Below are 24,832 nucleotides of genomic sequence, written 5' to 3'. Positions count from 1 at the left end.
GCATAATTAGTTTGCTCTAAAATTTTCAAAAAAGTGATGTTAGTTTAAAAAACCATCGCTCTTGATAATAACAATGAAAGAGGATGATATTGTGAATAAATCTCAATTGATCGATCAAATCGCAGCTGATGCTGACATTTCTAAAGCGGCTGCAGGTCGTGCTCTAGATTCATTCATCGAATCTGTATCTGGTGCGCTAAAAGATGGTGACTCAGTTGCACTTGTTGGCTTTGGTACTTTCTCAGTACGTGAGCGTGCTGCACGTGCAGGTCGTAACCCGCAAACTGGTGAAGCTATTCAAATTGCTGCTGCAAATATTCCTGCTTTTAAAGCCGGTAAAGCGCTTAAAGACGCAGTAAACTAATCACTGTTTTCATACAGTTTAGTTATGGCGAATGTAAATTTACTTAATCAATCTAAATGATGAATTAAGTAACTTTACCGCCAATTACTTCAAGTGAAAAAGCGTATCTGGTAAGATACGCTTTTTTTACATGTGACAAGGTAAAAACCTTGATCAAAAAGAGATAAACAAATGCTTGAGAAAATCAGAGAAGGTTCACAAGGACCTGTAGCCAAAATAATTTTAGGCGCGGTGATTTTATCTTTTGCTTTAGCTGGGATTGGTAGTTACCTAGGTCAAACCACGGAACAACCTGTTGCTGAAGTAAATGGAATTAAAATTAGCCAAACTGAATTTAATCGTGCGTTCCAAAATGAGCGTAGTCGATTAGAACAACAATTTGGTGAATATTTTGCACAAATTTCTGCAGATCCAAATTACATGGCACAAATACGTCAAGGTGTAGTTGACCGCTTAGTACAACAAGAATTGCAATCACAGCTAGCGGCTGATTTAGGCCTTCGCGTAAGCGACGAAAGTGTACGTAAAACAATCTTAGAATTACCGTATTTTCAAGTAGGTGAGCAGTTTAATAACGACCGTTACCTACAAGTTATTCGTCAAATGAATTTTCAACCAGATGCATTTCGTGAATACCTTCGTAAAGATATGACGCGCAGTCAACTTGTTACTGCCGTAGCCGGTACTGACTTTGCTCTTGAGAGCGAGCTTAAAAGCGCTATTTCTCTACAGCAGCAAACGCGCAGCATTGATTACTTAGTTGTAAACAAAGAAGCGCTAGCAGCAAGTGTTGAAGTATCAGAGCAAGAAGTATCTGATTACTACGAGCTAAATGCATCACAGTTTTTATCGCCAGAACTTATCTCAGTTAATTATATTGAGCTTAAAGCCACAGATATTACGGTTGAGTCAGTTACTGAAGATGATGTTAAAGCGTATTACGATCAAAATAAGGCACAATACGTTGAGCCAGAAAAACGCCGTGTTTCACATATCTTAATCGATAACAGCGAAGACGATGATGCAGCAAAAGAAAAAGCCAATGCACTTCACGCACAATTAGAGCAAGGTGCAGATTTTGCTGAATTAGCAGAGTCATCATCTGATGATATTGTTAGTGGTGAAATGGGCGGCGACCTTGAATGGATTGAACGCGATGTAATGGACCCTGCATTTGAAGACGCGACATTTGCGCTTAAAAATAAAGGTGACTTTTCAGAGGTTGTAGCATCAGAGTTTGGTTACCACATAATTAAACTTACTGATATTCAGCCGCAACAAGTTAAAGCATATGACGATGTTAAAGCTGATTTACGTGCGGAGCTTGAACAAGCTGAAAAAATAGATGCCTTTTACGAAAAGCAAACTGAAATGGGTGCACTAGCATTTGAAATTTCAGATCGCTTAGACGATGCTGCCGAAGTTGCAGAGGTAGAGATTAAATCAACGCCGCTTTTAGCAATTAACGCATTACCAGAGCCGTTAAATACGCCCTCTGTAATTGCTGCGTTATCGTCAGTTGATTTACTGGAAGATAAAGTTAACTCTGAAGTTATTGAGCTTGGCGATGAGCATGCGATTATTGTTCGTGTAAATGAACACAAACCAGCTGCCACTAAGCCACTAAGTGAAGTAAGCGAGCAAATTAAAGCACGTTTAGTTAATGAAAAATCATCTGAGCTTGCTAAAGATAAAGCACGTAGCTTATTTGCAGAAGTAAAAGCAGGTAAGAGTTTAAGTGATGTAGCCAATGAGCAAAGCTTAACACTTCGCCAAGAAGCGCAATTAACACGTCAAAGCTATACTGTTTCGCCAGCAATTGTAACTAAAGCATTTAAAATGGCTCATCCTGCAGGTTCTGCAGTGTTTGAAGTAGTTGATTTAAATAATGGTGATGCTGCAATTGTTGCACTTAAGTCGGTAACAGATGCACAAGTTACAGCTAATATTGACCCACAAGCAAAGCAAAGTATCACTATGGCGCAAGCTAATAAAAACTACATGGTATTTATTGAAGCGTTAAAAGCGAATGCTGAGCTTAACTTACCAACGGTTGCACAACCCGTTGAGTAATTAATTTAGCTCATAAAAAAAGGCGCTTTTAAAGCGCCTTTTTTATTGTCTTCAATATAGTTGGTATTATTTGCCTCTTGCAATAAACTCTATGCGATTACCGCTAGGCTCTCTAATCATCATGTGTTTTGTTGGACCTTTACCTAGATTTTCGGGTGCAAACTCTATTTTAATATTATGTTGCGTTTTTAAATGATCGTGTAGCTGCGCTAACTTTTCAATACTCTCAACACTGAGTGCTAAGTGGTGTAACCCCACATTTTCTGCTCGATTAAACTCCACACGTTTTTCATCATTTTTAACACGCCACAACGTAATCGTTATTTTATCGTTTGACAAAAAGTAAGCTGGGTAACTTGGGTCACTCCCGAGCACTTTAAAACCAAGTACGTCAGTAAAAAAAACTTTAGACGCATCAAGGTCTGACACGGTTAATCCTAAGTGGTCAACTCCGCCAACCCAGTTTTTAACATTTGAACTAGGTGCTACATCGGCGATAACCGTTGTTGATAAAAGTAATAGCGATGAAATGCTAGCGAGTAGTGTCTTTTTTAACATAAATCCTCTTTGTAGTATTAATACCAATTCGCAATAATACTTAATCAGTTTGAGGGATTAAATCTGGCGTTAATAGCGTTAAAAATTTCTGATATAGAACAACTAAATAACGAAATTTTTGCTTTGTTATCGACACGATTTTCTTACTTCAAAATAGATCACTTAATTAAGCGAATTGGTATAACTGTTAAATGCAGTGTATTTAACAAGAGACCTTAATAAACGAGGTTATATTACAAAGCAGAATAGATAACCTGAACGCTGGATAATAAATCTATCTCGAGCAGCTATTGACGCGTAAATTCGCCTTGTTTTCACTGGAAATTTCTGGCTAGAAAAATTAAATTTAAATATCACCATGATTCAATATGATAGTAAATCTCTTAACCAGAGTTCAGGTTAGATACGAAAAAAATGCTGTTTTAACAGCTTAATAAACGTTGGGTGATTTTCGATTGAGGTGTTTGGAAAACAACTTCAGTGGCGCCATATTCAACGACTTCTCCCTTATCAAGTACAAGAACTTGGTCGCTAATATGACGAACTAAGCTTAAATGATGAGTGATCATCACATATGTCAGGCCTGTTTCTTGTTGTAATTTGAGAAGTAGATTAACTATTTGTGCACGAACAGAAGGGTCTAGTGATGATAGTGCCTCATCAAGTACAACAACCTTTGGATCTAAAATTAACGCACGAGCAAGTGCTACGCGCTGTAATTGCCCCACACTAAACATGTGTGGATAGTAATGTTGGTGATCGACTAATAATCCAACTTTTGACAGCGTAGCGCTAATTTTTTCAGTCCGTTCAGCTTTATCAAAGTCAGTATTGTATTGTAGGCAGTCATCAAGCGTATCACCAATGGTTAAACCTGGATTAAGAGAGGCCGCTGAATCTTGAAAAATCATACGAATATAGCGACACTGATTATCACGAATACCGTTATCTTCAATAATATTGCCTTCTAATAAGATCTGTCCGCAGTCTGCGCTGTCAGCGCCTGAAAGCAGTTTGGCAAGTGTGCTTTTACCCGCTCCCGTTTCGCCTATAACAGCAATAGTTTCACCTTTGCCAATGCAAAATGAAATATTTTTAAGTACCGCAAATTTTTTACGACTAAATAAGCCTGCACGAATATTAAATGTTTTAGACAAAGCTTGTACTTTCAATACTGGTTGCATTATCTCATATCCTTAATCAGCGGGAAATGACACGCGTAGCTGTGCCCGTTGTGCTTTGTAAGCTTAGGTGTAACTACGCAGGCTTTTTGAGCCTGTGGGCAGCGTGGCCCTAATCGGCAACCTATCGGTAAATGTTGTAATGTAGGTATGGTGCCTTTTAATGCGTAAAAAGGCTCTTTATGAGCTAGGCCTTGTTCGTAATCAGGTAGGCTTTTTAATAAAGCTTGTGTATAAGGGTGGCGAGGCTGACTAAAAATTTTGTGAGTTGGGCCAGCTTCAACCATTTGCCCGCAATATAAAACATGGATCCCATGTGACCAATGTGCAATTTCTTCTAATTCGTGAGAAATCATCAAAATCGACATGTTTTTTAGCTGGTTTAAACTTTTCAACAACCTAAATACCTGTGCGCGAGTGGTACTTTCTAGTGCTGTAGTGGGCTCATCAGCGATTAAAAGCTTTGGTGTGCGGGCTATGGCCATTGCAATCATTACTTTTTGACATACGCCTTCTGAGAGCTCATGTGGATAGCTATCCAGCACGGCTTCATGATTTTTAATGCCCACTTTATGAATAAGCGCTTTTACTCTGTCTTTTCGCTCGCGGTTACGTTTTAAGAAAAACCCCTTTGTTGGGTTTTCAGGCAAGGTTTCGGCTATTTGATCAAACATTTTTGCTGTAGGGTCAAGACAACGGCTAGGGTCTTGATAGATCATGGCAATATCTTGGCTTACCGTTTTACGGCGTTGCTCGGGTGTTAAGCGCATTAAATCAACACCACGCCAATGCATACGGTCGGCAGTAATATTCCAGCGTTCGTTTAGTACACCCACAATTGCTTTTGCAATTAAGCTTTTACCAGAACCAGACTCACCTACAAGGGCATGTACTTCGCCTTCTTTTAAGCTAAAGCTTACCTTGTCAACGGCTCTAATTATCGTTTCTGAGGTACGCAGCTCAATGGTTAAATTTCGAACATCAAGTAATTGCATTTAATCAGCCTTACGTGCTTTTAACACTTGTCGCAGGCCATCGCCTACTAAATTAGTCGATAACACAGCTAAAAATAACAGTACGCCTGGCAGCGCAACAGTCCATGGTGCCAAATAAATTAGCCCTAAATTTTCGGCTAAAATAGCTCCCCATTCAGTGGTAGGTGGCTGAGCACCAAGCTTTAAAAAACCTAATGCAGAAATATCTAAAATTGCAGTGGAGAGCGCCATCGTGAATATAACCACAATGTGCTCATAAATATTAGGAAAGATACCGCGTGATATAATATGCCAGTTAGACGCACCATCGAGCCTAAACGCGGTAATATAATCTTTGTTTAGTTCATCAACAATTAGGTTTCTGATTGAATGAATAAATTGTGGTAATAGCGCTAAAATAATTGCCCATACCGTGTTCATTAAGCCTGGGCCTAAAATTGCTATGATAATAATAGCCAGTAACAAAGAAGGTATAGAGAGCGTTATATCAAGTAAGTGATTTAAAAAACTTGAGCGAATACCTCGGCTAATACCTGCAAATGTACCTACTAATACACCAATAATAGTTGTAATAAGCGCGGCGACAACAGAGAGGCCAAATGTGTAAGTTGCACCATTCATTAAACGCGAAAGTACATCGCGACCTAAGTCATCAGTACCTAAAATAAAGCGTACATCACCCATTTCCCGCCACGAAGGCGGAATAAGTAATGCATCACTATGCTGTTGGTTAACACCGTACGGTGCTAAAAGTGGAGCACTGGCGGCAAGTAAAGCAAATGCTACAAATATCCACAAGCCAACTAACGCAGGGTGATTATTTTTAAATTTACGCCAAAATCGTGCAAGTGGCGATTTATTCGACTCTTCAGAAAATATATTAAACTTTGCCATGGGCTTGATTCCGCGAGAGTGGATCGAATAGCGTATAAGTAAGCTCTGCAATAATAGTGGCTAATATAACAAATAGTGACACTGCCATTAAGCCGCCTTGTATAGCTGGATAATCGCGTTGATAAATACTATCGATAAGCCAGCGGCCAATGCCGGGCCACGAAAAAATAACTTCAGTAATCATCGCAAGCGTTATTAGCGTACTAAATTGCAAACCAATTTGTTTAATTACCGGTAATAGCGCATTACGCAGTGCATGATGAATTATAAGTTGTCTGCGGTTAAGGCCTTTAGCCCTTGCGGTTTTAATAAAACTTTGGTCCATAACTTTAAGCATAGACTCACGAGTAAAGCGCACTAATACGGTGGTCGGATACATGGCGAGCACAATTGTGGGTAGTGTTAAATGGCGCAGGGCGTCTAAAAATGCCATTCCTTTATATGGAAATCCAGCCAGTGCAATATCAATTAAAATAAAGCCTGTATTGGCGGGGATCTCATAAAGTAACCCCATTCTTCCCGACATCGGAAACCAGCCCAGTTTGAGAGAAAAAACCATAATAAGCAATAGTGCTAACCAAAATACGGGCATGGAATAACCAACCATAGTGGTTGAATTTATAAGTTTATCAGGCCAACGTTTATAGTACGCAGAACCTAAAATGCCAGCGGGTACGCCAACGACAATCGATACAATTAATGCATAAACACTTAGTTCCAGTGTAGCGGGTAATAAATCAACAATATGGCTAAATACATTGTCACCTGATGCAAAAGAAAGCCCCCAATCGCCTTGGAATATTCGTCCTAAAAAGGCTATATATTGAACAAAATAGTTACTGTTATACAAATATTTATCTTCAAGCTCACTGTGTTGAGCAAAGTTACTACTTGGTACACCACTTAAATTACTTAATGGATCGCCTGGGAACAAATAACTAATTGAAAATGTAAAAACACTCAGCATTAGGGTCATAAAAAGCAATAAACCTAAACGACGTAAAATATAATCTAAGATCATTATTTTTTCCTCGCATTAGCTAGTGAAATTGCACCAAATGGGCCAAGCGTTATACCTTCAACGTCTGCGCTACTGGCTTGAAAACGTAAGCCATGTGCAATAGGCAGCAATGGCAGCTCGTCAACAATTAAGCTTTGTGCATCATCGTAGTATTTTTTTCGCATGTTTAAATCAGTCGTATCGAGCGCTTTTGTAAGTAATAAATCAAATTGCGGATTGCACCAGTTAGCAGGATTTTTACCGGTAAAGGTTGCAGTGCAACTTAAAAGAGGGCTAAAAAAGTTATCCGGATCAGGTGTATCAGCGGCCCAACCAAGCAATACACTATCATGCCTGTGCTCGCCAATACGTTGAATAAACGTATTCCATTCATACTCTACAATACTGACATTAACGCCTATTTTACGTAAGTCACTTTGCATTAGTTCTGCCATTTTTCGCGCATTCGGGTTATAAATACGGCTTACGGGCATCGCCCAAATAGTCATATCAAAACCATCTGGTAACCCAGCTTCAATTAATAACTTTTTAGCAAGTTCTGGATCAAAACTTGGCATGTTTGCTTGTGGCTCAAATGCCCATGAGGTTGGCGGTAAAATAGATTGTGCACGTGTACCATTACCATAATATACAGCTTGCATAATTTTATCGATATCAATGGCGTGAGCAAGTGCTTGGCGTACACGTAAGTCGTCAAACGGGGCGCGCTCCGTATTAAAAGCCCAGTAACCAATATTTAAATTTGTTTCTTTTTCAACGTTTATATCGTCGCGTTGCGCTAAAATACTCAATTGCGCACTACTTGGATGAGCCGTTACATCGCACTCTTTAGTCAGCATTTTTGCTATACGCGTAGTGCCGTTAGGCGTTATGTCGTAAACCAATTGTTCAAGTGCGACGTGGTGCTTCCAATAAAGTGGGTTTCGGTAAAAGCGTACGAGGTGATCTCGGCGATATTCTTTATAAATATATGGGCCGGTGCCAATAGGGTACTGATCAAATAAGTTTTCTTGATTATTTTTCTTAAGTTTCATGGCGTATTCTTCTGAAAGCACCACGGCAAAGTCGGTGGCCATATTAGCTAAAAAGCTGCTTTCAGGATTAAACAATTCAAAACGAACTTGATGATCAGTAACACGCACAATTTTACGAATAAGTTGATCAATCCCCACACTTTGAAAATACGGGTAATTGGCATCGCCCACAAAGTGATATGGATTATAGACATCGAATAGTCGGCTAAAGGTAAATATAACGTCGTCGGCGTTAAAATCCCGAGTAGGGGTAAAATAAGCGGTTGTATGAAATTTCACACCTTTGCGCAATGTGAAGGTAATAGATTTACCGTCTTTACTTATTTTCCAATCGGTTGCCAGCTCACTTTGAAACTCTGCCGTAACAGGGTCAATGCTAATTAGGCGGTCGTATAGCTGGTTGGCAATAATATCAATAGTAGAACCTGTGGTCGTAACTTGTGGATTAAACGACACAGGGTTAGCTTCAGCGCAATAAACTAAGCCTTGGTTTTTTTCTTCTATGATTTCTTCTTTGTTATCAATGCAACCTACTAAGGTGACCGCTAGTAAAGTAAGTAATAATTTATGCACCCGCATAACCTCTAACTATTGTTGATCCAACAAATTGTATTTTTTAAGATAACCACGTAATTGATGATACGTTAAACCAAGTACTTCTGCAGTTTTCTTTTGATTAAATTGGCTATGTTCGAGTGCTTTATTAATCATGTTTATTTCAAAGTCGTTTGAACGCTCTTTTAAACTACACGGAAATTGAATATCAACGGCTATATTACTGCTTGCTTGAGCAATCGGCGGCGCAACAACAATAGGCTCGACATTAACAGTTTGGGCCGCTATAGGTGCTTTAATGCGCGCTTTTGGTCTAAATGGGCTATCGAATGGGTCTAAAATAATCTGGTGAACGGGGATATGTTCACTGCCATGGCGATACAAACTACGTTCAACCACATTTTTAAGTTCACGAATATTGCCGGGCCAATCATAACTAAGCAGTGTTTCTGTTGCGCTTCGGGTAAAACCGCTAAACAGTTCCCACTCTAAATCGCGCGCCATATTCATCGCAAACTGCTCAGCAAGAAGCATAATATCGTCTTGGCGTTCGCGCAGTGGTGGCAGGGTAATTACATCAAAGGCAAGGCGATCGAGTAAATCACTTCTAAATTCACCTTGCTCGGCCAAATAAGGAAGATCTTCGTTTGTCGCACACACTAAGCGGGTATCTACTTTTACAGTTTGTTTGCCGCCAACACGTTCAAACTCACCGTATTCTATAACGCGCAGCAGTTTTTCTTGTACCATAGCTGAGGTATTAGCTAATTCATCTAAAAACAGTGTGCCGCTGTTAGCGCGTTCAAAACGACCTTCGTGGCGTTTGCTTGCCCCCGTAAAAGCACCGCTTTCGTGGCCAAATAATTCACTTTCGAGTAGGTTCTCGTTAAGCGCTGCACAGTTAAGCTTTACGTAGTTTTGATCCCAGCGTTTTGATAAAAAGTGTAAGCGTGCTGCTATTAGCTCTTTACCTGTGCCGCGTTCACCAATAATAAGTACCGGTTTATCTAAATTAGCCAGTTGCGATACCTGATCTAATACAGACAGAAAGCTATCTGATTGGCCGAGTAAATTATCCTGTTGGCGATATTGGCTCATATTTCCTAACTCTTGGTCATTTTTACTAACTGTTAGTGTATTTCATAATTAGGGAGAACTAAAGAAATTTGTATATTTAGTTTAACTTAATGAAAATAAAGTGTATTTTATCTTTTAAAAAGTTGGCAAGCATATTGATACTAGTTATAGCAGACTAACTAAGTTTTAATTACAGAGGTAAATGTTATGGGAATTTTTTCACGTTTTGCAGATATTGTTAATTCTAATATCAATGCCATTTTAGATAAAGCAGAAGACCCAGAAAAAATGGTTCGTCTGATTATTCAAGAAATGGAAGATACGCTTGTTGAAGTACGTTCTACATCAGCTAAAACATTGGCTGAGAAAAAAGAAATTGTACGCCGCTTAGATACACTTAAAGCGCAAGTAAGTGATTGGCAAGATAAAGCCGAACTGGCTTTAAGTAAAGACCGCGACGATTTAGCGCGTTCAGCCCTACTTGAAAAGCAAAAGTCGGCAGATGCCGTTGCTTCAGTAGCGAGTGAGCTTGAACATGTAGAGTCTCATATTGAGAAATTACAGCAAGAAGTAACGACGTTACAAGAAAAGCTAGCAGATGCTAAATCTCGTCAAAAAGCGATTATACTTCGCCAACGTTCGGCTGAGTCGCGCCTTGAAGTGAAAAAGACACTTGATAGCTCAAAAGTAGAAGAAGCACTTAACCGCTTTGAACGTTACGAAACCAAAATTGATGGACTAGAATCTCAAATTGAGTCGTACGATTTAGGTAAAAAGACGTTAGCGGATGAAATTGCTAACCTACAAAAAAATGAAAAGATAGATGATGAGCTAGCCGAACTTAAAAAGAAGTTAGCTGATAAATAATTTATAAAGGGGCACTTAAAGTGCCCCACTGCTTAAAAACATCAAAACGGATTGTCAGGAGAGGATTATGTTTGATCCAGAGATATTAGTTGCACCATTTATTTTGTTTATGATTTTTGTTGCTCCGCTGTGGCTAATTTTACACTACCGCAGCAAAAAACAAGTAAACCAAGGTTTAAGTGAACACGAACATCGCCAATTACTTGAGCTTGCACACAAAGCTGAAAAAATGGCTGAACGATTAGAAACACTTGAAGCATTGCTTGATCAAGAGTCACCACAATGGAGACGCAAAGTATGAGTGCCAAACGCGAATTATTAAGAGACCCTCAACGCGGTAAAGTAGCCGGTGTATGTGCGGGATTAAGTGACTACTTTAATATGGAGTTATGGTTAGTTCGCATTATATTTGTTAGTGCGGTACTGCTAACGGGTGGCCCATTATTTGTGGTAGCGTATATTGCAGCCTGGTTCATTTTAGATAAAAAAGAGCCCGCAGCGGCGCAAACAAAAAGCTCAACTAAAACTGACGATCCGCTAGAAGTAAAATTTAAAGTATGGCAAAAAGGCGAGCCACCGCGCCGCGCATTGCAAGATTTAAAAGAGCGTTTAACGCGTGTAGATACTCGCCTTCAAGATATGGAGCGCCATGTAACTTCAAGCGAGTTTACGGTGAGCCGTGAAATTAACAAACTTTAAAGGATTTAATAGCACCTTATTTGCAGCGTGATAAATTACGGCAAATTAGGTGCAAGACACTTTATGAGCCAATCATTTGCAAAAAAGACCTTTAAAAGTATTAAAGGCAAAGCACAAAAAGCCCTTCATCGCAGTTTAGACCAACACGTAAAACTTGCCGTAACTGGCCTAAGTGGTAGTGGTAAAACAGCCTTTATTACCGCGCTTGTTAAACACTTAACAACCCAAGCTGACGATAAAAACTTACCTTTTTTTGATGTAATGCGCGAGCACCGCCATGTGGCCACTAAAGTTGTGCCGCAAGAGGCGTTAAAAGTCCCTACGTTTAATTATACGCGTGCGCTAAATTCATTATTACCAAGCGATGGGATGCCTACATGGCCGGCATCAACTGAGCGGATTAATACGCTGCGCTTGGCAATAAAGTATCAAAGTAATGCAGGGCTGCGCGGCCACTTTTCGCCGCAATCAACGCTTTATTTAGATATTATTGACTACCCGGGTGAATGGCTCCTTGATTTACCTATGCTTGAGCAAAGCTATGCTCAATGGTGCGAGCAGCAATACCCGTTATTAACTCAGCCTTCGCGCGTAAACACATCAAGTGATTTTTTAGCGGCCGTAGAGCAACTTGACTTAAACGCCCCCGTTGATGAAAACGCACTTGCTCATATTGCTCAGCTTTATCAAAGCATGTTAGTCGGGCTTAAAAAAGACACCAAACTTGCCATGTTGCAACCTGGGCGCATGCTTATGCCTGGCGACTTACAAGGTGCGCCATTGTTATTGTTTTTTCCGGTATCGGGTAAAGTAAATAGTGACGATGTCGTTGCGGGTTCTAATTTAGCGCATTTAACTAAGCGTTTTAACGCCTATATAAAAGAAGTTGTAAAACCATTTTATAATGAGCATTTTAGGCACTTCGATCGCCAAATTGTACTTGTAGATGTACTTAGTGCGTTAAACGAAGGGCACGAAACACTCCAAGAGCAAAGCAGTGTAATAAACCAATTACTCGCACACTTTAACTATGGCGAGTCGGGCTTTTTTAAACGTTTATTTAAGCCCAACATAGACAAAATATTATTTGCAGCTAATAAATCAGATCATATAAGTGCTAAGCACCATAAAGATTTAGCACTGCTACTTGATTCGCTCGTGCATGAGCAAAGTAATCATTTAAAGTTTGATGGTGTAAAAATAGAAACCATGGCTATGTCGTCAATTACAGCAACGCAGCCGCGCCAAGTTACCGACAAAGGTCAAACGCTTGATTGTATTTACGGTAAACCGTTAAACGAGCCTGATTGGCTTACGTATTTACCGCCGCAACCTCCCTCGCGGATGCTTAATAAAAATGAGTGGCCAGCACAGGGATTTGAGTTTTTATCGTTCTCCCCAATGCCGAGCCCCGATAAACAACTAAAACATATTCGATTAGATCATGTCATGCAGTACCTGCTAGGAGACAAATTAACATGAGTGAGTCAAACCAACCATTTCAAGCAGGGCGTCGTATAGATACGCAAAGCATTGAGCAAAACGAACCCGTTTTAGCACCTGCAAAAATTATTCACCACGGACAAAGTGATTACGAAGAACTTGAAGATGAAGCACTAGAGCCAGAAATAGATCTGGAACCTGTTTATAAAAAGTCAAAGTGGCAAACGCTTAAAGGTGTTTTTGCTCTTAGTTTTATAGTACTGGTGCTTTTAGAATTTGCGTACTCGTTATTATTTGCTTTCGAGCAGTCAATTATTTTAGGCAGTGTTTATCTAACCGCAGTTGTAAGTGGCGTGCTGCTAATTGGGCGCTTATTGTGGCGAGAGTACCGAATGCTGCGCAGTTTAAAGCGTAACCAACTGCACCGAGTTGAAGCCGACAGGCTTTTAAACAGCGAGCAAGTAGGCGGTGCATTACCTTGGCTCGAAAAGCTCAATAAACATCAGGAGCTTGATAACTTTGAAACCTTTAAAAACCAAGTAGCGACGCATCACAGCGACAAAGAAATAATGACGCTGTACGCCAACAGTTTATTAATAACCCAAGACACCAAAGCTAAAAAGCTTATAAATCGTTTTGCGACTGAATCAGCTCTACTAGTTGCCCTAAGCCCTCTTGCGCTGGTGGATATGATGGCTGTGCTTTGGCGCGGTACTAAGTTAATAGAACAAATTGGTAAAATTTACGGCATTGGTTTTGGCTACGCGAGCCGTATAAAACTGTACCGTATGCTGATAAAACAAGTAATGTTTGTAGGCAGTGCAGAGCTTGTATCTGACCTTGCTGCAACTGCACTAAGTGCTGAGCTTTTAGGTAAGCTTTCGGGGCGGGCAGCGCAAGGGGTCAGTGCTGGTATTTTTACAGCGCGTATTGGTTACAAAGCAATGGAGCTTAGTCGCCCATTACCAAGGCTTGAAAACAAGCGCAGCTTACTAAAAGGCACTGTGCAAAGCATCGCAGGTAAAATTATGAGCCGTAAAAAGGCGGAACCAACACACTAGATTAGCAGTGGCAATATTTGTGTACAAACGTGCGCTGCACGGTTTTTACACAAATAGCCATCTGAGCATCCGGCATGCTTGCTGTTTGTAAGCGCATACGTTTTGATTGTTGAATCGCAAAAACATAATAATCAAAAAAATGAGCCTACAATGAGCAAGTATCATATAAACACCCAGTGTATTCACGGACCACAAAAAGCAAACGACCCGCACGGCGCACTCACTTCTCCTTTGTATCAAACCTCTACCTTTCATTTTGAAAATGCCGCTCAAGGTGCTGCGCGTTTTGCAGGCGACGAACCTGGCTATATTTATACGCGCTTAGGAAACCCTACAACCACAGAGCTTGAACAAAAAGTTGCTCAACTAGAGAGCTGTGAAGCAGCTGCTGCAACCGCAACAGGTATGGGGGCCGTATCTGCCTCAGTACTGAGCTTTTTATCGCAAGGAGATCACCTTGTTGCCTCAAGTGCTTTGTATGGTTGTACCTTTGCGTTTTTCTCGCACATGTTGCCGCGCTGGGGAATCGAAGTCACCTTTGTTGATATGACCAATGAGGATGAACTACGCGCTGCCATCAAACCTAATTCAAAAATGATATTTGTAGAAACGCCAATCAACCCCACTATGGCGGTTATTGATTTGGCACTCATTGGCGCAGTTGCTAAAGAGCACAACTTAATTAGTGTAGTCGACAACACCTTTTTAACGCCGCTACTGCAATCACCCAAAAAATACGGCATCGATATAATAATGCACAGTGCGACCAAGTACTTAAATGGCCACGGAGACGTAGTCGCCGGTATTGTATGTGGATCGCTTGAGCACATAACACACATTAAAATGACCGTACTAAAAGACATTGGTGCAACCATAAGCCCGCACGATGCATGGCTAATTAATCGAGGCCTAAAAACACTCGCTATTAGAATAGAGCGCCATTGTCAAAGCGCACAAACAATAGCGCAATATCTAGAAGCGCATCCACAAGTAAGCACCGTATATTACCCGGGGCTTAAATCGCACCCAGGTTATAAGTTTATTGGTGACCAAATGAAAGCTGCTGGTGGTGTTATTGCGTTTGAAATAAAAGGCACGCTACAAGATGGCGCACAATTTATTGATAGTATGAAACTTTGTACACTTGCAGTAAGCCTCGGCGACGCTGAAACACTGATTCAGCATCCTGCATCTATGACTCACTCGCCTTATACGCCAGAGGAGCGAGCTGCCGCTGGAATAAGTGATGGGCTGATCAGACTCTCGGTTGGGCTTGAAGATGTTAACGACATTATTAGTGATTTAGACCAAGCTTTTACTAAAGTTGGTTAGGTGTATTTAATTGTATACACTTAAAAATAAGCTGCAGGCCTTTATTTAAAGGTCTGTATTTTTAATGTGCCATGAGTGTAATTTTAACTTTACGATCTAAGTGATCACGCTAAATACTGATGTTAGCCTATCTATTAAACTTTTCTTCACTTTTGCATAGTATGGGGTCATTCGATATTCAACAGGTTTGAGTATCACACTGACACCGATTTAGGGCTCACACCCAAGAAGGTACTTATGGCTAAAGCAAGTAAATACACATCCAAAACACCAGACGAAAATGGTGTTATACACTGGAGTGATGAAGAAAATAAAATTTGGTCTGAGCTTGTAGCGCGCCAACTTGCGTGCATTGAAGGCAAAGCCTGCAGTGAGTACATGCAAGGGTTAAAAAAGATTAACCTGCCGCACGACCGTATTCCGCAGTTAAGCGAGCTAAACGAAGTGTTGCTAGCCACTACCGGTTGGCAAGTTGCGCCAGTACCTGCGCTTATCGACTTTGATGAGTTTTTTAGATTACTGGCAAACAAGCAGTTTCCGGTAGCTACATTTATTCGTAGCCGCGAAGAATTTGACTACCTACAAGAGCCAGATATTTTTCATGAAATATTTGGCCATTGCGCCATGCTAACTAACCCTGACTTTGCCGAGTTTACGCATAAGTACGGGCAATTAGGTTACGCAGCGCAGAAAAAAGACCGTGTATACCTTGCGCGTATATACTGGTTTACAGTCGAATTTGGCTTAATGCAAACCGAAGATGGCCTGCGTATTTACGGCGGCGGCATTTTATCAAGCCCAGGGGAGACTCAGTACGTATACTCAAATACGCCAGAAATTAGCCCAATGAACGTGCTTGATGTACTGCGTACGCCGTACCGTATTGATATTATGCAACCACAGTACTACACCATAAATTCGATTCATGATCTGTTTGATATATCGCAAATGGATATTATGACTTTGGTTGAGCGAGCTAAAGAGCTTGGTTTGCACGACCCAAAATTTCCACCAAAAGAAAAATTAGCCAGTTAAACATTAATGCTAAAAAAGCTAAAAGTAAGGATTTAGAATGTCTTCATTAAGTGCACAAAAATGCGAAGCCTGTCATGTAGATGCGCCAAAAGTATCTGACGAAGAGTTAGCACAATTAATTACTAAAATCCCAGACTGGGTACCAGAAGTACGCGACGGCATTATGCAGCTTGAGCGTGTTTATAAATTTAAAAACTTTAAGCAAGCTATCGCGTTTACCAATAAAGTAGGCGACATGGCAGAAGACGAAGGCCATCACCCAGGTTTATTAACCGAGTGGGGCAAAGTAACCGTTACATGGTGGAGTCATTCAATTAAAGGCCTTCACAAAAACGATTTTATTTGCGCAGCTAAAACAGACGACGTATTTAACGCGCTGTAATTAAAAATTAATTGAGTAAACTAAAAAGGCACTTACTTTTATAAGTGCTTTTTTGGTTTTGGGGGGGTATTAGCGTAGGTTGGGTAGAGTGAAACGAAACCCAACGATTTAATTTATTGTTTAATATGTTAAACCACGCCCATTGAGGTTATTGGCTGAATCTAAACCGTAATGTTTTTTGAGGGCTTCAAACTTCAAATTAGAAAGCTTTTCAACCCCTTTTCTTGTTATGTTCACCTTATCGTTATTCCCATCTTCACTTTCTATTAAATCTTCTTCAAATCCCCATGTTGATAAATCGTTACTATTTTTTAAAATATATACTGAATCTGGATAGAAGCTTTCATAATTAACTGATGAGCTTAAAAATTGCTCTAAGAATTTTATTTTATCTATTTCAGAGCTTCCTAGCTCTACTGTTAGAATTTTTTCATCTAATTTTACTGCAGCTAACAAATCAAACACATTATTAATTTTGCCTTTGTACTCTTTAAATATGCCCTCATCTCTTGTTCTGTAACTTGTGATAGTTTTATTTGCTTTAGAAAGCTCTTTATTTAAAGAGGTAAATTCGGTTTCATAGAAATCTCTTAATGAGTTTGAATCTTCTAAAGTTAGGCTGTGGGGTTTAAAAAATTCAGGTAGTGACTTCATTTGAAACTCTTTAGTATAGGCTATGAAGCGTGTGTAAGCAGCGGTAAAAAGTGGTAACAAAAATACAAGTACTAGACTAGAGATGAGCGGTGTAAATAAATTCAGGCACCAATCAGAGTAATTTTCAGTAATACTTTTTATTTTATAAGTAGCATCTAGATTTGAGAAGCAGATGAAATAAACGGCTTTCCAGTTGAAAAAAAACCAAGATATAATAAAGCTACCTAATAAAGGGTGAGTAACTTTATCTGTTATAGATGATTTTATTGAGTTTGATAGGTCTAAAAGTGAAGACATTATAAATCCTTTTAGTTTAAAAAAGCTCCAAACCAACGGCTTAGAGCTTTTCTATATACAATTAAAGTTCAGCTAAAACACTTAACTTTAAAGTATCGTTGGGTTTCGTTTCACTCAACCCAACCTATGTGTTATTCATCAATTGAGCGTAGTAGGGCGTTGATGCCTACTTTTTCACGTGTTTGTTTATCTACTTTTTTCACGATAATTGCAGCGTACAGGCTGTGGGTGCCATCTTTTGACGGTAGTGCGCCTGGAACAACTACGGCGCCTGCTGGTACGCGGCCATAGTGAATTTCGCCAGTTTCGCGGTCATAAATACGAGTGCTTTGGCTGATGTAAACGCCCATTGAAATTACCGCGCCTTCTTCAACAATTACGCCTTCAACAATTTCAGAACGTGCGCCAATAAAACAGTTGTCTTCAATGATGGTTGGGTTAGCTTGTAGAGGCTCTAAAACGCCGCCTATGCCTACGCCACCTGATAAATGTACGTTCTTACCAATTTGTGCACATGAGCCTACAGTTGCCCATGTATCAACCATGGTGCCGTCGTCAACGTATGCGCCAATGTTTACGTACGATGGCATAAGTACGACGTTTTTACCTACAAAGCTGCCTTTACGTGCTACCGCGTTTGGTACTACGCGCATACCGCCTTGCTGAAATTGCTCTGGCGTGTAGTCGCTAAATTTAAGCGGTACTTTGTCGTAAAACTGGTTTACGCCGTCGTTCATTGGTTGGTTGTCGCGAATACGAAACGACAGTAAAACTGCTTTTTTAAGCCACTGGTGTACAACCCATTCACCCGATATTTTTTCAGCAACGCGTGCTGCGCCGCTATCAAGTAAATCAAGTGCGTCGATAATAGCTTGTTTTACGTCGCTTGATACTGTGCTTGGGCTAATGCTATCGCGGTTGTCCCATGCGTTTTCGATCATCGTTTTTAAATCTGACATGTGTGTCCTCTATTCTGTTTCGGCGTTGAATTTTTTACGTAATGCCTGATGAATTTTTGCTTGCTCTTCATCAGTCAGCGCTTGGTATTCGTTATTAGATACAACAAAGAAATCCTCTGCACGTTCACCCACCGTGGTAATACGGGCAGCGTGAATGTGTAGTAAATGCGCTTGGAAAACTTCGGCTATTTTGGTTAGTAAACCTTGTATATCGACGGCTTGAATTTCTATTAAGCTACGGTCTTTGCGTGCATGTGGGCGCAACACAATTTTAGGTTTAATATTAAAATCTTTAAAGCGTTGAGAGCGGCTCTTTTTAAAGCGAATTTTTTTACGTGGATCGCTAAGTGCTTGCTCAAGCCCGCGTTTAATTGATTGCGCTCGACCGCTCGCTATTGGGTCGCCACTTACTTCAAGTATGACAAAGCTAAACAGGACGTAACCGTCTTTGGTGGTCAGTACTTGCGCGTGCTGTATTTGTGCTTTTTTAGAGCCAATGACACTCACTAATCTCGCAAATAGTGCACCAGAGTAAGGGCTGTATACAAATACTTGTGTACCACCATGCATGGCTTTGTTAGATACAATTACACTAGGTTGGCTTAAATCGGTGCTACTTAATAAATGCTCACTTTGCCACGATATTTGCTGTTCGCTAAAGGCGGTAAAGTAATTGGCTTTAAAGCGACTCCAAATTAAATCAATTTTTTCCTCTTGATAGCCCAAGTTAAGTAGACGTTGTTTAGCTTGGTGCTTTTTATCGCGAATTTGGTCGCGTTGATCCATTGGGTTTTCGAGCCCTAAGCGCAACGCGCGTTGCGTGTGTAAGTACAATTCACGCAGTAGGGTGTTTTTCCAATCGTTCCATAAGTTGTCGTTGGTTGCACGTATGTCGGCAACGGTTAAACAATATAAATAGTCGAGTTGGCGCTCTGTTTTAATACGTGTTGCAAAGTCTTTTATTACAGCAGGGTCGTTAATGTCTTTACGCTGCGCGGTAACCGACATAAGTAAATGGTTACTTACAAGCCATGCTACTAATTTTGCATCAGCCGATGAAAAACCATGTAATTTAGCAAAGGCTATAGCATCAACAGCGCCAAGTTCTGAGTGATCGCCCCCTCGGCCTTTAGCGATGTCGTGAAATATACCTGCTAAATAAAGTAGCTCCGGTTTATCCATGCGAGTGACTATTTCACTGCAAATAGGAAACTCGCTAATACCGGTTTTATCAAAATATTCGTAAATGTTTTTGATTAATTTGTGAGTGTGCTCATCTACGGTATAAGCATGAAACAAATCGAACTGCATTTGCCCAAATATATTACGCCACTGCGGTAAGTAGGCGGCAAGCATGCCGTGTTTGTGCATTAACGTAAATGCGCGTCCCATACCGTTAGGGTGTTTGACTAAGCGTAAAAATGCTTCACGGCAGGCTGCATAATCTTGTAAATCACCCAATAAACGACGGCGTACTTGTCGAATAGTACGAATAGTACTTGGGTAAATATGGGTGATTTCGGGGTTGTCGGCGATGTGCTCAAACAATACAAAGAGCTGGTCACGTCTAAAAAATACGGATGGATCTTTTACGCGTATTTGATGGCCAACACGTTCAAAATTTCTGTCGAGTACTTCTACAACATTTTCGCTGTTTTGCGGTGAAATGCTTTGCTCAAAATACGAAAGCAGCATTTGGTTAAGCTCGCGTACGCGGCTCATTATTCTAAATAAGCGTTTCATCATACGCTCAACCGAGGCTTTACCATCGCTGCCAAAACCTAAAATTTCGGCGGCTTGGGGTTGATGATCAAACAATAAACGGTTTTCTGAACGCCCTGCAGCCAAATGAAGAGCAAAACGAATGTTCCATAGGTTTTCTAGGCACTCTGATAGCTCTTGAAACTCTTCGTGAGTCAGATAACCGTGGCTAATTAGCTCTTGCAGTGTTTCTGCTCTAAAGTGTTTTTTAGCAACCCAAATGATGGTTTGTAAGTCGCGAAGGCCACCGGGGTTTTCTTTGATGTTTGGTTCAAGGTTATACGCAGTGCCGTGGCACTTTCTGTGACGTAAGTTTTGCTCTTGTACTTTGGCAACAAAAAAGTCGCTAGAACCCCAAACAGGGGTTTCTAGTACAAAGGTTTTAAGTTTTTCGAACTCGATATGGTTGCCAAAAATAAGCCGACTTTCGAGTAAGCTGGTGGCAAAGGTGACGTCTTCACGTTTTTGCTCAATAGCTTGCTCAATGGTACGCACGCTATGGCCAATCTCTAAGTTGAGATCCCACAGCATAGTGACAAACTGGCCTATTTTTTCGCATATTTCTTCACTGGGTTGTTCAGTGACTAAAAGTAGAAAATCAATATCGGAATAAGGATGAAGTTCGCCGCGTCCATATCCGCCCACAGCAATTAGCGCTAAATCAGGTTCGTGCGATAACTCATAAACATGAAAGAGCTTAATTAATAGGCGGTCAATAAACTCAGCCCGGGCATTAATTAAATTCCCAACCGGTTGCTTAGAAAATTCGTTATGTAGCCATTTATAAAAATAGCTAGAACAATCGCGATAATCACTAAGTTGCTCAGCATCGCTAAGCAACTTTTTTACTTTGTTGGGTAATGCCACGTGGGCTGGCTCCTTGTTGAACCTTTCACACGGATAAGGTTTTTCTTATCAAGTGTTTCGGTTTTATTAGTGTTCTATTATCCTGTCGATAGTATCATCCGATCGTAGCGTTAAAATTTCAACACCATTTTCGGTCACTAATAAAGTATGTTCCCACTGTGCAGACAAACTACGGTCGCGTGTTACTACTGTCCAATCATCTTTAAGAAGCTTACATTGGCGTTTACCCGCATTAACCATAGGTTCAATAGTTAAACACATACCTGCTTTTAAGGCTTCGCCAGTGCCGGCTTTACCATAATGCATTATTTGTGGTTCTTCATGAAACCCTGCGCCAATACCGTGGCCGCAATATTCACGTACGATTGAGTAGTTAAAGCTTTCTGCATATTTTTGAATTGCTGAGCCAATATCGCCTAAGCGCACACCTGGTTTTACCATTTTAATAGCAAGGTATAAGCTTTCTTGTGTTACTTCTGCAAGACGCTTAGCTTGAATGTTTGGTGTACCAACGTGGAACATTTTAGATGTGTCGCCGTGGTAACCGTCTTTAATGACAGTTACGTCAATATTTACGCTGTCGCCTTCTTTTAATGCTTTGTCATTTGGAATTCCGTGACAAATAACGTGATTAACTGACGTACAAACTGATTTTGGAAAGCCATGATAATTTAATGGAGCAGGGATTGCTTGTTGCACATTAACAATATAATCATGACAAAGTGTATTTAGCTCATCGGTGGTAACACCTGGCACTACATGAGGGCCGATCATTTCAAGTACATCGGCCGCTAAGCGCCCAGCTACGCGCATTTTCTCTATTTCTTCAGGGGTCTTGATAATAGCGCTCATTGAGGCTCCAAAGTTGAGTTTTTAACATTTATCGTCGAACAAATTTTGCACGCGACGTTGAGTATTTAATTTTAATATGGTATAAAGCGCGCCGTCTTTTTACAAATAAATTCTTAAATGATTTTTTGTATTTAAGGCAAACACAATTTGATTTTAACACACACACGTATCGTCACATACACTTGGGTGCATTTGAAGTTTAATTACTTCGGTGTTGGTGCTATGGGATATGTGGAGGCCTAACCCTAAACAACTATAGAGGATCTATAAAATGGCAAATGTTTCAATGCGCGATATGCTTCAAGCTGGTGTTCACTTTGGTCACCAAGCACGTTACTGGAACCCTAAGATGAAGCCTTTCATCTTCGGTACACGTAACCGTGTTCATATCATCAACCTTGAGCAAACAGTACCAATGTTCAATAACGCACTTAAGTTTTTAACTGGTGCTGCTTCAAACAAAGGTAAAGTTCTTTTCGTTGGTACTAAGCGCGCAGCAAGCGAAGCAGTTAAAGAAGCAGCTATTGCAAGCGACCAGTATTACGTTAATCACCGTTGGTTAGGTGGTATGTTGACTAACTGGAAAACAGTTCGTCAATCAATCAAGCGTCTTAAAGACCTTGAAGTACAAAGCCAAGACGGTACTTTCGAGAAATTAACTAAGAAAGAAACGTTAATGCTTAACCGCGAAATGGACAAGCTTGAAAAAAGCCTTGGTGGTATCAAAAACATGGGCGGTCTTCCAGACGCGCTTTTCGTTATCGATGCTGACCACGAGCACATTGCTATCCGTGAAGCTAACAACCTAGGTATTCCAGTTGTTGCAATCGTTGATACTAACTCTAATCCAGACGGCGTTGATTTCATCGTTCCTGGTAACGATGATGCTATCCGTGCTGTAAGCCTTTACACTAGCGCTGTTGCAGCTGCTATCACTGAAGGTCGCGAGAATAACATCGTTGCTCAAGCTGAGAAAGACGATTTCGTTGAAGCTGAGTAATTAGCTGTCATCAAGTCTTCATCTTTTTAAGGTGAAGACTTGCTATTCTTGTAGAGCGGGTAACCCGCTTATCTAAACCAGATTTCAGATTTGAGGATTTACTAATGGCTGTAACTACTGCCCTAGTTAAAGAATTACGCGAGCGCACAGGCGCTGGCATGATGGATTGTAAAAAAGCGTTAACTGAGACTGATGGCGACATCGAGTTAGCGATTGAAAATATGCGTAAAAGTGGCGCTGCTAAAGCTGCTAAAAAAGCAGGTAACATTGCTGCTGAAGGTACTATCATCATCAAGCAGAATGCGGGTGTTGCAGTACTAGTAGAAGTTAACTGTCAAACTGACTTCGTTGCAAAAGACGTAAGCTTCTTAGCATTTGCTAACAAAGTTGCTGACGCTGCAATTGCTGACACAATCTCTATCGAAGACTTACAAGCTAAGTTTGAAGAAGACCGTGTTGAGCTAGTTACTAAAATTGGCGAAAACATCAACGTACGTCGCCTGCAGTACGTAACTGGTGAAAACCTAGTTGAGTACCGTCATGGCGATCGTATCGGTGTTGTTGTTGCTGGTGTTGCTGATGAAGAAACACTTAAGCACGTTGCAATGCACGTTGCTGCATCTAGCCCTGAATACTTAACACCTTCTGATGTGCCTGCTGATGTTGTTGCAAAAGAAAAGCAAGTACAAATCGAAATCGCGATGAATGAAGGCAAGCCTGCTGAAATCGCTGAGAAGATGGTTGTTGGTCGTATGAAGAAATTTACTGGTGAGGTTTCTCTTACTGGTCAAGCTTTCATCATGGAACCTAAAAAATCTGTTGGCGATATTCTTAAAGAGAAAAACGCAACAGTTACTAGCTTCGTACGTGTAGAAGTTGGTGAAGGTATCGAGAAGAAAGAAGAAGATTTTGCTGCTGAAGTTGCTGCTCAAATTGCTGCAGCTAAAGGTCAGTAAGATTAACTATTTGTGATGCAAAAGGAAATTAGATGCAATTAAAGTACTATTTGGTTTTGCTTCACAGCTAGAAATTCTTTAAAATAACCGCGCTTTTATGTTTAACATAAGCGCGGTTATTTTTTATCCATAATTCAATAAAAGTTGGCCCCAATACTATGACTATCAATCGTAAACCTATTTTTAGACGTGTTCTTCTCAAATTAAGTGGTGAAGCTTTAATGGGAGACGAAGGCTTCGGCATCGATCCTAAAGTTTTAGACCGTATGGCACAAGAAATTAAAGAGCTAGTAGAGCTCGACGTAGAAGTGGGTTTAGTTATTGGTGGAGGTAACTTTTTACGCGGTGGATCGCTTGCAGAAGCAGGTATGAATCGCGTTGTTGGTGACCATATGGGTATGCTTGCAACAGTTATGAATGGCCTTGCAATGCGTGACGCGCTGCATCGTGCATTTGTAAATTGTCGTTTAATGTCGGCTATCCCATTAAATGGTGTGTGTGATGCATATAACTGGGCTGAAGCAATTAGCTTATTAAAAACGGGCCGCGTTGTTATTTTTGCAGCGGGTACGGGTAATCCATTCTTCACGACTGATTCTGCAGCGTGTTTACGCGGTATCGAAATTGAAGCGGATACAGTAATTAAAGCAACGAAAGTGGATGGCGTGTACAGTGATGACCCTGTAAAAAACCCAGAAGCGACGCTTTATCGCCACTTAAGCTACAATGAAATCATCGATAAAGAATTAAAAGTTATGGATTTAGCGGCATTTACTCTAGCCCGCGATCACAATATGCCGTTGAGCGTATTTAACATGAATAAATCAGGCGCGCTAAAACGCGTAATTATGGGTGAAGAAGAAGGAACACTTATTTCTTCACAAGCCTCAGATGAAATAATCAAATAATTAGGAT

At 40.5% G+C, this 24,832-nt stretch carries 24 protein-coding genes; 13 read left to right on the top strand and 11 right to left on the bottom strand.

Annotated elements, in window-relative coordinates:
* Nucleotides 1-73 precede the first annotated feature (73 nt).
* Together LOS73_RS16170 and LOS73_RS16165 are read left to right on the top strand one after the other, a co-directional pair.
* The gene (locus LOS73_RS16170; protein ID WP_157847577.1) at nucleotides 74-364 is read left to right on the top strand and encodes an HU family DNA-binding protein; all 291 of its coding nucleotides are present in this window, start codon (nucleotides 74-76) and stop codon (nucleotides 362-364) included.
* Nucleotides 365-535: 171 nt separating this feature from the next.
* Complete coding sequence (locus tag LOS73_RS16165) at nucleotides 536-2,437, top strand: SurA N-terminal domain-containing protein (RefSeq protein WP_007376840.1); 1,902 nt, start codon at nucleotides 536-538, stop codon at nucleotides 2,435-2,437.
* A 66-nt stretch (nucleotides 2,438-2,503) separates the two neighbouring features.
* Here the strand turns inward: LOS73_RS16165 and LOS73_RS16160 are convergent, their stop codons facing one another.
* From LOS73_RS16160 to pspF, 7 genes are all read right to left on the bottom strand, one after another.
* The gene (locus LOS73_RS16160; protein WP_457933986.1) at nucleotides 2,504-2,995 is read right to left on the bottom strand and encodes a VOC family protein; all 492 of its coding nucleotides are present in this window, start codon (nucleotides 2,993-2,995) and stop codon (nucleotides 2,504-2,506) included.
* 422 nt (nucleotides 2,996-3,417) lie between these two features.
* Complete coding sequence (locus LOS73_RS16155) at nucleotides 3,418-4,179, bottom strand: ATP-binding cassette domain-containing protein (RefSeq protein ID WP_007376838.1); 762 nt, start codon at nucleotides 4,177-4,179, stop codon at nucleotides 3,418-3,420.
* Nucleotides 4,179-5,171 carry a peptide ABC transporter ATP-binding protein gene (locus LOS73_RS16150; protein WP_007376837.1) on the bottom strand — a complete coding sequence of 331 codons (993 nt, stop codon included), beginning with the start codon at nucleotides 5,169-5,171 and terminating at the stop codon, nucleotides 4,179-4,181. Before LOS73_RS16150 ends, LOS73_RS16155 begins: the two co-directional genes overlap by 1 nt.
* Nucleotides 5,172-6,065 (bottom strand): ABC transporter permease subunit, encoded by an 894-nt coding sequence (locus tag LOS73_RS16145; protein ID WP_007376836.1) that lies wholly within the window; start codon nucleotides 6,063-6,065, stop codon nucleotides 5,172-5,174.
* Nucleotides 6,052-7,086 carry an ABC transporter permease gene (locus LOS73_RS16140; RefSeq protein ID WP_007376835.1) on the bottom strand — a complete coding sequence of 345 codons (1,035 nt, stop codon included), beginning with the start codon at nucleotides 7,084-7,086 and terminating at the stop codon, nucleotides 6,052-6,054. Before LOS73_RS16140 ends, LOS73_RS16145 begins: the two co-directional genes overlap by 14 nt.
* A complete protein-coding gene (locus tag LOS73_RS16135; protein WP_007376834.1) occupies nucleotides 7,086-8,693 on the bottom strand; it encodes an ABC transporter substrate-binding protein in 1,608 nt (535 codons plus the stop codon). Before LOS73_RS16135 ends, LOS73_RS16140 begins: the two co-directional genes overlap by 1 nt.
* Before the next feature lie 15 nt (nucleotides 8,694-8,708).
* Entirely contained in the window at nucleotides 8,709-9,773 is a 1,065-nt protein-coding gene (gene pspF, locus LOS73_RS16130; protein WP_007376833.1) for a phage shock protein operon transcriptional activator, read from the bottom strand.
* A gap of 186 nt (nucleotides 9,774-9,959) precedes the next feature.
* On the opposite strand from pspF, the gene pspA reads away from it, so the two are divergent.
* The 8 genes from pspA (at nucleotide 9,960) to LOS73_RS16090 (ending at nucleotide 16,571) form a co-directional block, all read left to right on the top strand.
* Nucleotides 9,960-10,619 carry a phage shock protein PspA gene (pspA, locus tag LOS73_RS16125; protein ID WP_007376832.1) on the top strand — a complete coding sequence of 220 codons (660 nt, stop codon included), beginning with the start codon at nucleotides 9,960-9,962 and terminating at the stop codon, nucleotides 10,617-10,619.
* A 67-nt stretch (nucleotides 10,620-10,686) separates the two neighbouring features.
* Nucleotides 10,687-10,920 carry an envelope stress response membrane protein PspB gene (pspB, locus tag LOS73_RS16120; protein ID WP_008134759.1) on the top strand — a complete coding sequence of 78 codons (234 nt, stop codon included), beginning with the start codon at nucleotides 10,687-10,689 and terminating at the stop codon, nucleotides 10,918-10,920.
* The gene (gene pspC / locus LOS73_RS16115) at nucleotides 10,917-11,318 is read left to right on the top strand and encodes an envelope stress response membrane protein PspC (RefSeq protein ID WP_008134760.1); all 402 of its coding nucleotides are present in this window, start codon (nucleotides 10,917-10,919) and stop codon (nucleotides 11,316-11,318) included. Before pspB ends, pspC begins: the two co-directional genes overlap by 4 nt.
* Nucleotides 11,319-11,381: 63 nt before the next feature.
* Complete coding sequence (locus LOS73_RS16110) at nucleotides 11,382-12,800, top strand: YcjX family protein (RefSeq protein WP_457933985.1); 1,419 nt, start codon at nucleotides 11,382-11,384, stop codon at nucleotides 12,798-12,800.
* Complete coding sequence (locus tag LOS73_RS16105) at nucleotides 12,797-13,822, top strand: TIGR01620 family protein (RefSeq protein ID WP_337120067.1); 1,026 nt, start codon at nucleotides 12,797-12,799, stop codon at nucleotides 13,820-13,822. Before LOS73_RS16110 ends, LOS73_RS16105 begins: the two co-directional genes overlap by 4 nt.
* A 150-nt stretch (nucleotides 13,823-13,972) precedes the next feature.
* On the top strand, nucleotides 13,973-15,154 hold the full coding sequence (gene megL / locus LOS73_RS16100; protein ID WP_457933984.1) for a methionine gamma-lyase: 1,182 nt from the start codon (nucleotides 13,973-13,975) through the stop codon (nucleotides 15,152-15,154).
* A gap of 237 nt (nucleotides 15,155-15,391) precedes the next feature.
* Complete coding sequence (phhA, locus tag LOS73_RS16095; RefSeq protein ID WP_008134775.1) at nucleotides 15,392-16,189, top strand: phenylalanine 4-monooxygenase; 798 nt, start codon at nucleotides 15,392-15,394, stop codon at nucleotides 16,187-16,189.
* Between the two features lie 37 nt (nucleotides 16,190-16,226).
* Nucleotides 16,227-16,571 carry a 4a-hydroxytetrahydrobiopterin dehydratase gene (locus LOS73_RS16090; RefSeq protein WP_002958326.1) on the top strand — a complete coding sequence of 115 codons (345 nt, stop codon included), beginning with the start codon at nucleotides 16,227-16,229 and terminating at the stop codon, nucleotides 16,569-16,571.
* A gap of 120 nt (nucleotides 16,572-16,691) precedes the next feature.
* On the opposite strand, the gene LOS73_RS16085 is transcribed toward LOS73_RS16090, so the two are convergent.
* From LOS73_RS16085 to map, 4 genes are all read right to left on the bottom strand, one after another.
* Nucleotides 16,692-17,522, bottom strand: coding sequence for a hypothetical protein (locus LOS73_RS16085; RefSeq protein WP_457933983.1), 831 nt, complete (start codon nucleotides 17,520-17,522; stop codon nucleotides 16,692-16,694).
* A 131-nt stretch (nucleotides 17,523-17,653) separates the two neighbouring features.
* The gene (gene dapD / locus LOS73_RS16080; RefSeq protein WP_002958324.1) at nucleotides 17,654-18,481 is read right to left on the bottom strand and encodes a 2,3,4,5-tetrahydropyridine-2,6-dicarboxylate N-succinyltransferase; all 828 of its coding nucleotides are present in this window, start codon (nucleotides 18,479-18,481) and stop codon (nucleotides 17,654-17,656) included.
* A gap of 9 nt (nucleotides 18,482-18,490) precedes the next feature.
* Nucleotides 18,491-21,109, bottom strand: coding sequence for a [protein-PII] uridylyltransferase (glnD, locus tag LOS73_RS16075; protein ID WP_007376821.1), 2,619 nt, complete (start codon nucleotides 21,107-21,109; stop codon nucleotides 18,491-18,493).
* Nucleotides 21,110-21,175: 66 nt separating this feature from the next.
* Nucleotides 21,176-21,961, bottom strand: a complete 786-nt coding sequence (map, locus tag LOS73_RS16070; protein ID WP_007376820.1) for a type I methionyl aminopeptidase — start codon at nucleotides 21,959-21,961, stop codon at nucleotides 21,176-21,178.
* A gap of 271 nt (nucleotides 21,962-22,232) precedes the next feature.
* On the opposite strand from map, the gene rpsB reads away from it, so the two are divergent.
* The 3 genes from rpsB to pyrH all read left to right on the top strand — a co-directional run bounded on the left by rpsB (nucleotide 22,233) and on the right by pyrH (nucleotide 24,825).
* Nucleotides 22,233-22,961 carry a 30S ribosomal protein S2 gene (gene rpsB / locus LOS73_RS16065; protein ID WP_007376819.1) on the top strand — a complete coding sequence of 243 codons (729 nt, stop codon included), beginning with the start codon at nucleotides 22,233-22,235 and terminating at the stop codon, nucleotides 22,959-22,961.
* A gap of 104 nt (nucleotides 22,962-23,065) precedes the next feature.
* On the top strand, nucleotides 23,066-23,917 hold the full coding sequence (gene tsf / locus LOS73_RS16060; protein ID WP_149606277.1) for a translation elongation factor Ts: 852 nt from the start codon (nucleotides 23,066-23,068) through the stop codon (nucleotides 23,915-23,917).
* Between the two features lie 158 nt (nucleotides 23,918-24,075).
* A complete protein-coding gene (gene pyrH / locus LOS73_RS16055) occupies nucleotides 24,076-24,825 on the top strand; it encodes a UMP kinase (RefSeq protein ID WP_008133874.1) in 750 nt (249 codons plus the stop codon).
* The last annotated feature ends 7 nt before the right edge of the window (nucleotides 24,826-24,832 follow it).

The sequence above is a fragment of the Pseudoalteromonas sp. SCSIO 43210 genome, assembly GCF_054133285.1.
The sequence above is the reverse complement of the archived record's forward strand: the minus strand, read 5'-3'. Positions and strand labels throughout refer to the sequence as shown.

What these genes read in the sequence shown, in the direction of transcription:
- LOS73_RS16170 (WP_157847577.1), top strand. Translation starts at nt 74, where the DNA reads ATGAAAGAGGATGATATTGTGAATAAATCTCAATTGATCGATCAAATC.
- LOS73_RS16165 (WP_007376840.1), top strand. Translation starts at nt 536, where the DNA reads ATGCTTGAGAAAATCAGAGAAGGTTCACAAGGACCTGTAGCCAAAATA.
- LOS73_RS16160 (WP_457933986.1), bottom strand. Translation starts at nt 2,995, where the DNA reads ATGTTAAAAAAGACACTACTCGCTAGCATTTCATCGCTATTACTTTTA.
- LOS73_RS16155 (WP_007376838.1), bottom strand. Translation starts at nt 4,179, where the DNA reads ATGCAACCAGTATTGAAAGTACAAGCTTTGTCTAAAACATTTAATATT.
- LOS73_RS16150 (WP_007376837.1), bottom strand. Translation starts at nt 5,171, where the DNA reads ATGCAATTACTTGATGTTCGAAATTTAACCATTGAGCTGCGTACCTCA.
- LOS73_RS16145 (WP_007376836.1), bottom strand. Translation starts at nt 6,065, where the DNA reads ATGGCAAAGTTTAATATATTTTCTGAAGAGTCGAATAAATCGCCACTT.
- LOS73_RS16140 (WP_007376835.1), bottom strand. Translation starts at nt 7,086, where the DNA reads ATGATCTTAGATTATATTTTACGTCGTTTAGGTTTATTGCTTTTTATG.
- pspF (WP_007376833.1), bottom strand. Translation starts at nt 9,773, where the DNA reads ATGAGCCAATATCGCCAACAGGATAATTTACTCGGCCAATCAGATAGC.
- pspA (WP_007376832.1), top strand. Translation starts at nt 9,960, where the DNA reads ATGGGAATTTTTTCACGTTTTGCAGATATTGTTAATTCTAATATCAAT.
- pspB (WP_008134759.1), top strand. Translation starts at nt 10,687, where the DNA reads ATGTTTGATCCAGAGATATTAGTTGCACCATTTATTTTGTTTATGATT.
- pspC (WP_008134760.1), top strand. Translation starts at nt 10,917, where the DNA reads ATGAGTGCCAAACGCGAATTATTAAGAGACCCTCAACGCGGTAAAGTA.
- LOS73_RS16110 (WP_457933985.1), top strand. Translation starts at nt 11,382, where the DNA reads ATGAGCCAATCATTTGCAAAAAAGACCTTTAAAAGTATTAAAGGCAAA.
- LOS73_RS16105 (WP_337120067.1), top strand. Translation starts at nt 12,797, where the DNA reads ATGAGTGAGTCAAACCAACCATTTCAAGCAGGGCGTCGTATAGATACG.
- megL (WP_457933984.1), top strand. Translation starts at nt 13,973, where the DNA reads ATGAGCAAGTATCATATAAACACCCAGTGTATTCACGGACCACAAAAA.
- phhA (WP_008134775.1), top strand. Translation starts at nt 15,392, where the DNA reads ATGGCTAAAGCAAGTAAATACACATCCAAAACACCAGACGAAAATGGT.
- LOS73_RS16090 (WP_002958326.1), top strand. Translation starts at nt 16,227, where the DNA reads ATGTCTTCATTAAGTGCACAAAAATGCGAAGCCTGTCATGTAGATGCG.
- LOS73_RS16085 (WP_457933983.1), bottom strand. Translation starts at nt 17,522, where the DNA reads ATGTCTTCACTTTTAGACCTATCAAACTCAATAAAATCATCTATAACA.
- dapD (WP_002958324.1), bottom strand. Translation starts at nt 18,481, where the DNA reads ATGTCAGATTTAAAAACGATGATCGAAAACGCATGGGACAACCGCGAT.
- map (WP_007376820.1), bottom strand. Translation starts at nt 21,961, where the DNA reads ATGAGCGCTATTATCAAGACCCCTGAAGAAATAGAGAAAATGCGCGTA.
- rpsB (WP_007376819.1), top strand. Translation starts at nt 22,233, where the DNA reads ATGGCAAATGTTTCAATGCGCGATATGCTTCAAGCTGGTGTTCACTTT.
- tsf (WP_149606277.1), top strand. Translation starts at nt 23,066, where the DNA reads ATGGCTGTAACTACTGCCCTAGTTAAAGAATTACGCGAGCGCACAGGC.
- pyrH (WP_008133874.1), top strand. Translation starts at nt 24,076, where the DNA reads ATGACTATCAATCGTAAACCTATTTTTAGACGTGTTCTTCTCAAATTA.